At 52.4% G+C, this 7,889-nt stretch carries 5 protein-coding genes; all 5 read right to left on the bottom strand.

The genetic code is table 11. The annotated features are described in order from the left end of the window. Positions 1 to 261: 261 nt before the first annotated feature. The 5 genes from gyrA to Q0418_RS04415 all read right to left on the bottom strand — a co-directional run bounded on the left by gyrA (position 262) and on the right by Q0418_RS04415 (position 7,557). Complete coding sequence (gyrA, locus tag Q0418_RS04435) at positions 262 to 2,874, bottom strand: DNA gyrase subunit A (RefSeq protein WP_298482623.1); 2,613 nt, start codon at positions 2,872 to 2,874, stop codon at positions 262 to 264. A gap of 356 nt (positions 2,875 to 3,230) precedes the next feature. Continuing rightward, positions 3,231 to 3,782, bottom strand: coding sequence for a hypothetical protein (locus Q0418_RS04430; protein WP_298482621.1), 552 nt, complete (start codon positions 3,780 to 3,782; stop codon positions 3,231 to 3,233). 9 nt (positions 3,783 to 3,791) lie between these two features. Continuing rightward, a complete protein-coding gene (gene gyrB, locus Q0418_RS04425) occupies positions 3,792 to 5,738 on the bottom strand; it encodes a DNA topoisomerase (ATP-hydrolyzing) subunit B (protein ID WP_298482619.1) in 1,947 nt (648 codons plus the stop codon). A gap of 464 nt (positions 5,739 to 6,202) precedes the next feature. Then, a complete protein-coding gene (locus tag Q0418_RS04420) occupies positions 6,203 to 7,333 on the bottom strand; it encodes a DNA replication/repair protein RecF (RefSeq protein WP_298482617.1) in 1,131 nt (376 codons plus the stop codon). After that, the gene (locus tag Q0418_RS04415) at positions 7,330 to 7,557 is read right to left on the bottom strand and encodes an RNA-binding S4 domain-containing protein (RefSeq protein WP_298482615.1); all 228 of its coding nucleotides are present in this window, start codon (positions 7,555 to 7,557) and stop codon (positions 7,330 to 7,332) included. The genes Q0418_RS04420 and Q0418_RS04415 overlap by 4 nt, the downstream gene beginning before the upstream one ends. Positions 7,558 to 7,889: the final 332 nt, after the last annotated feature.

The raw sequence follows: 7,889 nt of genomic DNA, 5'->3' as shown, positions 1-7,889 counted from the left end.
GATTTTTCGTCAGATGAAACAAAAAGCGCAGTGAATACTTTGTGTATTCACGAGTATTTTTGTGAAATATGACGGAAAAGATGTAAGCATATGACGTGCAAAGCCGGCAGGCGCTCTTTGTGCGGTGTTGCCTTAATAATCTTATTATCCTTCAAGCATTCAAATGCCGACTGCGGCGTGCGGAAAATGTAACAGGTCATTTTATATCAAAACAGCGGCAGTTCTGGACTACCGCTGTTTTTGCGTATTTTTCACGCAGCATTATTCTTCTGCAGAAGTATTCTCCTCATTCGCAGGGGATTCCGTTACCTCTGTTTCCGCATCGGTTTCCTCTTCCGGAATATCTTCCTCCTGTGCGGCTTCTGTCCGGGTAAAGGCAACTACCTTCTGCCCCTCAGACACACGCATAACACGCACGCCCTTTGCAGTACGCCCCATCAGCCGGATTTCCTCACAGGGCACACGGATAATCACGCCGTCGCTGGAGATAAACATAATATCATCCGTCTCGTCCACAACCTTAATGCCACAGACATGACCACGCTCCTCGTCCACCTTGTAATTGGTCAGACCCAGACCGCCTCTGGACTGCATCCGGTATTCCTCCAGCGCTGTCCGCTTGCCATAGCCGTTTTCAGAAACAGTCAGCAGCGAAGCGCCTTCCCGTTCTCTCGCCATGGATACCACAGCATCGCCATTACGAAGTGTGATTGCCTTGACGCCGTGTGCGGAACGAGACATGGGGCGAACATCCTGTTCGTCAATGCGAATCGCCATACCATTTCTGGTTGCCACAAACAGCCGGTTGGAACCGTCTGTCAGCCGCACTGCTGCAATCTCGTCGCCCTCATCCAGTCCAATGGCAATGAGACCATTTTTGCGGACATTTTTATAGGCGGAAAGTGCCGTCCGTTTGATCTTGCCGGAGCGTGTGATCATGACCACATATTTGCTCTCGTCGAAGTCCGGGGTGGTGAGCACTGCGGCGATCTTCTCACCCTGGTTCAGGGGCAGGAGATTCACAATATTCGTTCCCCGGGCATTCTTGGAACCCTCAGGCAGCTCGTAGCATTTCAGCTTGTACATAACGCCCAGGTTGCTGATAAAGAGAATATTGGCATGGGAAGAACTGATGAGCAGTTCGCTGACGAAGTCCTCTTCCCGCTGCTTCATGCCTGTCACACCACGTCCGCCGCGGCGCTGGCTCTTGTAGACATCTGCCGGAATACGCTTGATATAGCCGCTGTCCGTGTAAGTGACCACGCAATCCTCCACGGGGATCAGATCCTCAATATCCACTTCGCCGTCAACGGTTTCGATCTGTGTACGCCGTGCATCGCCGTATTTCCGGCGAATCTCGCTGAGGTCATCCTCAATGATCTGATAGATCCGGCTGCGGTCTGCCAGAATATCCAGCAGATCTGTAATTTTCTGCATTAGACCATACAGTTCGTCTGTTACCTTCTGCCGCTCCATACCTGTCAGAGCACCCAGACGCATCTGCACGATTGCCTCAGCCTGTTCTTCCGACAGACCGATCTGATGCTCCAGATGATAATTATCCACGTCATACTGGGCACGATCCAGCAGGGCAGACATATCCACTTCCTTGAAACGCTCAATGAGGCGAGCCTTACCTTCGGGAATGGTCTTGCTGCTCCGCAAAATGGCGATCACTTCGTCAATGTAGTCGATGGCAACCACGAAGCCCTGTAAAATATGGGCACGCTTCTTTGCCTTTTCCAGGTCAAACTTGGTGCGGTTGGTGATAACCTCCACCTGGAACTGGAGGTAGTGCTCCAGCACCTGTTTCAGGCTCAGAGTTTTCGGTTCGCCGTCCACCAGTGCCAGCATATTCACGCTGACAGTATCCTGCAGCTGGGTGTAGGAGAAGAGCTTGTTCAGCACGATCTGCTGATTGGCATCCTTTTTCAGCTCTACTACAATACGCATTCCCTCACGGCTGGATTCATCCTGAATATGATAAATACCCTCAATGCGCTTGTCCTTTGCCAAAGCTGCAATGGATTCCACCAGGCGAGCCTTGTTGACCATATACGGAATTTCCGTAATGACAATGGATTCTCTGCCTCGCACTTTTTCGAAATGGGTCTGTCCCCGGAGGGTGATCCTGCCCCTGCCCGTACCGTACGCTGCACGGATACCACTGCGGCCCATAATAATGCCGCCGGTGGGGAAGTCCGGACCCTGGATGCAGGTCATAAGCTCGTCCATGGTGCAATCCGGATTCTGAATCAGCATATGAATACCGTCAATGACTTCTCCCAGATTGTGGGGCGGAATATTGGTTGCCATACCTACGGCAATACCAATGGAACCGTTCACCAGAATATTGGGGAAGCGAGAGGGGAGTACTGCCGGTTCTTTCAGGCGGTCGTCGTAGTTTGGCACGAAGGGGACGGTTTCCTTGTGGATATCCGTCAGCATCTCCGTGGCGATCTTCGACATACGTGCTTCTGTATAACGGTAAGCAGCAGGCGGATCGCCGTCTACGGAACCGAAGTTACCCTGACCGTCTACCAGCACATACCGCATGGAGAATGTCTGCGCCAGACGTACCAGCGCATCATAAACGGAAGCGTCACCGTGAGGGTGATAGCTACCCAGCACAGAACCGACGGTATCGGCACACTTGTGGTATGCCTTATCCGGCGTCAGTCCCTTTTCGTACATGGTGTAGAGGATTCGTCGGTGTACGGGCTTCAGACCGTCACGCACATCCGGCAGGGCACGTGCCACGATAACGGACATGGCGTAGGCAAGAAATGCCTCCTGCATTCTGTCGCCGATATCCATGGGCGTGATCTTCTGCTTTCCGTTGATAAAATAATTTTCGTTTGTTGTATTATCCATCATCTTAAACCTATCTATTCAATCGTTTTGTCCATTGTTTCACGTGAAACAAGCTGGAGCGTGATAAGCGTGTTTTTTAGAGGTGACCTTTATTTTTTGTGTCATTGGATTTGCAAACGTTCCACCGGAACGTTTGCAAGGGTTTACTTGAGAAAAAGGTTTCACAGGGGGAAGCGGTCTTGTACGCTTCCCCCTCGAAAAGCTGTCGCTTTTCTCACCCCTTTTCTCCGCGGCGCAAAAGGATGCGCCGGGGTATTTCGCCGCCTGCGGGCGGCGACCAGGGCTCCTCGCCCTGGACCTCGCCAGCATTTTTGAAAAATTGCTGGATCAAAAAACTTCATTGCCGCCTGCGGCAATTATTCGGATTCTGGGGATGCTGTTTCTGTGGTTTCCAGTTGCTCAGGTGGAACAGATGCTGTGTCTATGGCTGCCTTGGGCAGAATATAGAACATCCGCTTTCCGTCACAAATCAGATAGAATTCCTCATAACTCTGGATCCACGCCGTTTCCAGCAGCACCCTCGATTCCGGAATCACTTCCGTATCTTCCTCATTCTGCTGTGTCCAGAGCCGCAGCACATTGCCGTCACATTCCGCCGTGTACTGCTGCCCTTCCAACTCCTTGACTGTATCCAGAATGATACGTCTCTGCTTTCTGGGCATATACCACAGCATAAAGATAGCAGTCAGGCAAAGGAGCATGAGAAAATACGCCATTTTATTGGTGGGGTCTTTTATGCCAGCCGCCACAAAGGAAATCAAAAGAACCGCAAATATTGCCATCATGATATAATTCCGGCGCATGATGAATTTTTTCTGAAACGCCGTGAATCCCGTGCGGTAATATTCCAGGGGAATGGCATAGGGTGCTGTGCGGCTGAAAGCCGGAAGCTTCTGTGTTTCTTCCATAGAACCTCCTTACACGTCCAGATTCTCCACGTATTTCGCATTCTTTTCGATAAATTCTTTACGTGGAGCCACCTTGTCGCCCATAAGAATGGTGAAGATCTCGTCTGCCTTTTCGGCATCCTCCAGTTCCACACGGATCATGGAGCGTGTTTCCGGGTTCATGGTGGTTTCCCACAGCTGTTCGGAGCTCATCTCACCAAGACCTTTGTACCGCTGAACCGAAACCTTCGCCGTACTGCCGTCTGCGTCTGCAAACTCCGCAATATACTTATCCCGGGATTCCTCATCAAAAGCATACTTATACTTCTTTCCCTTTGCTACCTTGAACAGCGGCGGCTGTGCCAGATAGACATTGCCGTTGGTAATCAGCGGCCGCATGAAGCGGAAGAAAAATGTCAGCAGCAGAGTCTGGATATGAGAACCGTCCACGTCGGCATCCGCCATAATAATGACTTTACCATAACGAAGCTTTGTAATATCAAAATCCTCGCCGATGGAAGTACCCAGGGCAGTTACCACCGGCATCAGCTTTTCATTGCCGTATACTCGGTCAATTCTCGCCTTTTCCACGTTGAGCATTTTCCCCCAAAGGGGCAGGATCGCCTGATAGCGGCGGTCTCTGCCTTCCTTTGCGGAGCCGCCTGCCGAGTCTCCCTCGACAATGTAGAGCTCTGTGCCCTCGGTGGTTTTTTCGGAACAGTCCGCCAGCTTGCCCGGCAGGGAAGCGCTCTCCATAGCGGATTTCCGGCGAGCCGTTTCTCTTGCCTTCTTGGCAGCTTCACGTGCTGTCTGTGCGGACAGGCTCTTGTCAAAAATCGCCCGTGCCACCGTGGGATTTTCTTCGAAATAGCTCATGAGCTTCTCAAAGACCATCTTCTCCACAAAAGGACGCACCGCCGGATTTCCCAGCCGTCCCTTGGTCTGTCCCTCGAATTCGCACTCCGTCAGCTTTACGGAAACGATTGCTGTCAGACCTTCCCGGACATCCTCGCCCAGCAGACGGGTACCATCCTTTAACAGCCCGAACTTTTTGCCGTATTCGTTAATCACCTTGGTCAGGGCATTTTTGAAGCCCGTCTCATGAGTACCGCCGTCAGCAGTGTGAATATTATTGGCGAATGACAGGATCATCTCATTATAACTATCGTTATACTGCAATGCGATCTCTGCAAAGGAATCCCCGTCCATACCGGAGACATAGATCACATCCTCCGACAGGGATTCCAGACCACGTTTCTGGTGGAGATATTCCACGAACTGCCGGATACCGCCCTCATAGTGGAGCACCTCCGACCGTTCTTCCTCCGGATTCCGCTTATCCGAGAACACAATGCGGATGCCGGCGTTCAGGAATGCCTGTTCCCGAAGTCGTTTCAGGAGCACTTCATAGTCATATTCCGTGGTCTCCTCAAAGATCTCAGGATCCGCCTTGAATTCAACTGTCGTACCCGTTTCCGTAGTATCGCCGATAACCCGAATGGGCTCGCTGTAGTCACCACGGTGGAATTCCTGAAAGTGCACATGGGTACCGTCCTTTACCGTCAGCTTCAGCCATTCCGAAAGGGCGTTTACCACCGATGCACCTACGCCGTGGAGACCGCCGGAGACCTTATAGCCGCCGCCGCCGAATTTACCGCCGGCGTGAAGAATGGTATATACCACCGTAGCCGCCGAAATTCCCTCCTTGGGGTGGATCCCCACAGGAATACCACGGCCGTTGTCGGAGACCCGGATCACATTGTCGGGCAGAATATCCACGGTGATTTCCGTACAATACCCGGCGAGTGCTTCGTCAATGGCATTGTCCACGATTTCGTATACCAGGTGATGGAGACCTTTCGGACCGGTAGAGCCGATGTACATACCCGGCCGCTTCCGGACTGCCTCCAGTCCCTCCAGCACCTGGATCTGACTTTCGTCATAGTTTTGGGCATTGGGTTTGATTGCCTCTGTCATTTTGCAATTCCTCCAAGTTTGTCCGATCTTTTGTTTCACGTGAAACAAAAACCGGCATCTGCAAAAGCCGTCTCACTTCAGACAGCCCTGCGAATGTATGACATTGATTGCTGCGATTGTGTATCATATCGTACATGTGCAACCAGATTGAATAATGTTTCCTCTCTCGTCACCGTTATTCCATACCAGCTTTTCTGTAAATCTAGATACGCCTCCCCTGAAAGGGGAGGGGAACCATTGCGAAGCAATGGTGGAGGGGTTATGCAATTCAATCTGATTTGCGTATATCGTACAACCATCCTACTACAGTGTTTCACGTGAAACACTGCGATTTTCGCTTTATCATTTGTGCAGTTCACCGGAAAATCCGCCTTTTCCGCCTCTTTTCACAGGTCTGCACAGGCTTTCCACAGAGTTTTCAACAGTTTGTGGAAAACAAAATTTCACGCAGTTTCGGGCACTTTTCACAGCTCCGAAACCAGTCTGCCGTCTTTCAACAAAAACCGCTTTCCGGCATTTGGGGAAAGTACGGACTCCGGGTGGCAGGTCGTCACAAAGACCTGCATTTCCTCAACGATGGTAGAGACCACCGCCTGCCGTGCCTCGTCCAGTTCGCCCATGACATCGTCCAGGAGCACGATGGGGGATTCCTTCCGGCGTTTGCTATAGATCTGCGCCTGAGCAAGTTTCAACGCCAGCGCCAGGCTTTTTTTCTGTCCCTGTGAGCCGAATTCCTTTGCCGGCTTGCCATCAATGGCAAGGAGCAGATCATCCCGGTGGACGCCCATGCCCGTATGCCCCAGAAGCAAGTCCGATTGACGGCTCTGCTGCATTTTTTCCCCATACTGCGCCACAAGTTCCGGCGCAGACTGGTCGGGGAGTATCTCCTGGGCATCCCTGCCGAACACGCTGGACTGATAATGGAGCGAAACCGTCTCTTTGCCCCGTGCGATCTGGGCATACAGGGGCACGCAGACTGCCGCCAGCCGCCGGACATACTGAGCACGCTGAACAGCAATTTCCGTCCCCAGCTGTTCCAGCTGACCGTCCCAGACCTGGAGCATTGCCTCCGTCTGTGCCTGGGGCAGCTTCTGTTTGAGCACTGCATTGCGCTGCTGGAGCACCAGTTGATACCGGCGTACCAGAGAGAGCATAGGGGCACTGAGCTGTGCGCTGCACAGATCCAGATACGACCTTCGCCGTTCGGGGCCACCGGTGACCAATGACAGGTCTTCCGGGGTAAAGACCACGCAGTGGAACACGGAGAATAATTCGCCGCTTTTCCGGGGCACATCATTGCACCAGAATTTTTTTTCGGGCACTGTTCCCGGCACCATGCAGAGCCGCACAGACTGCTGCCGTCTGGCATCCTGAAATCCGGCTTCAACCTGCAAATTTCCGCCGTCAAAGGAAAGATAATCCCGTTCCCGGCTCCCCCGGAAGCTGCGGCAGCCGGTGAGTGCCCAGACCGCCTCCAGGAGATTGGTTTTTCCCTGTGCATTTTCGCCGAGGATCAGGTTGTATGAGGGATCGGGTTCCAGTTCCACCTGGCGCAGGTTTTTAAAGCCATCCGCCGCAAGTCGTGTGAGTCTCATGCTTCTGCGGTTACAAGTACCGTAAATCGGTCAACGGTAATGGTATCCCCGGGGCGGATTTTTTTGCCGCGCATGGTGCAGACCTCACCGTTCACGGAGACAGCGCCCTGCTGCACCAGTTCCTTGGCAAAGCCGCCGGTATCGCATAAGCCGGCGAATTTCAGGAGCGAATCCAGCTTAATAAATTCCGTCCGGATCGCCACAGTGATCGTTTCACTTGCCATACCTGTCCTCCTTTAACATCAAAAAATAAACACAAAATCAAAACCAGTCCGTCAGCCACACAAGCAAAGGTTGCCTGGCAAGCTGATCCAGCTGAGCCCAGCTGGATCGCCATCTTTAGGGCGAGTCTGCCGAAGCCATTTCCGCTGGGCTTCGGGCTGGCGAGGTCCAGGGCGAGTAGCCCTGGCAGAGTCCAGGGACTTTGCCCCTTGACCCCACCAGCATTTTTGAAAAATTGCTGGATCAAAAAACTTCATTGCTGCCTGTGGCGTTGGGATTTTTTAGGGCAATACCGCACAAAGATTGTGCGTCAGATGCGCCGTCAGATTTTTCG

It is taken from the genome of uncultured Ruminococcus sp., assembly GCF_937915125.1.
In the GTDB taxonomy this organism is placed as follows: domain Bacteria; phylum Bacillota; class Clostridia; order Oscillospirales; family Ruminococcaceae; genus Ruminococcus_C.
This window is presented reverse-complemented; position numbering and strand designations above follow the sequence as displayed.

Coding starts and splice junctions, on each gene's coding strand:
- gyrA (WP_298482623.1), bottom strand. CDS start 2,874: ATGGATAATACAACAAACGAAAATTATTTTATCAACGGAAAGCAGAAG.
- Q0418_RS04430 (WP_298482621.1), bottom strand. CDS start 3,782: ATGGAAGAAACACAGAAGCTTCCGGCTTTCAGCCGCACAGCACCCTAT.
- gyrB (WP_298482619.1), bottom strand. CDS start 5,738: ATGACAGAGGCAATCAAACCCAATGCCCAAAACTATGACGAAAGTCAG.
- Q0418_RS04420 (WP_298482617.1), bottom strand. CDS start 7,333: ATGAGACTCACACGACTTGCGGCGGATGGCTTTAAAAACCTGCGCCAG.
- Q0418_RS04415 (WP_298482615.1), bottom strand. CDS start 7,557: ATGGCAAGTGAAACGATCACTGTGGCGATCCGGACGGAATTTATTAAG.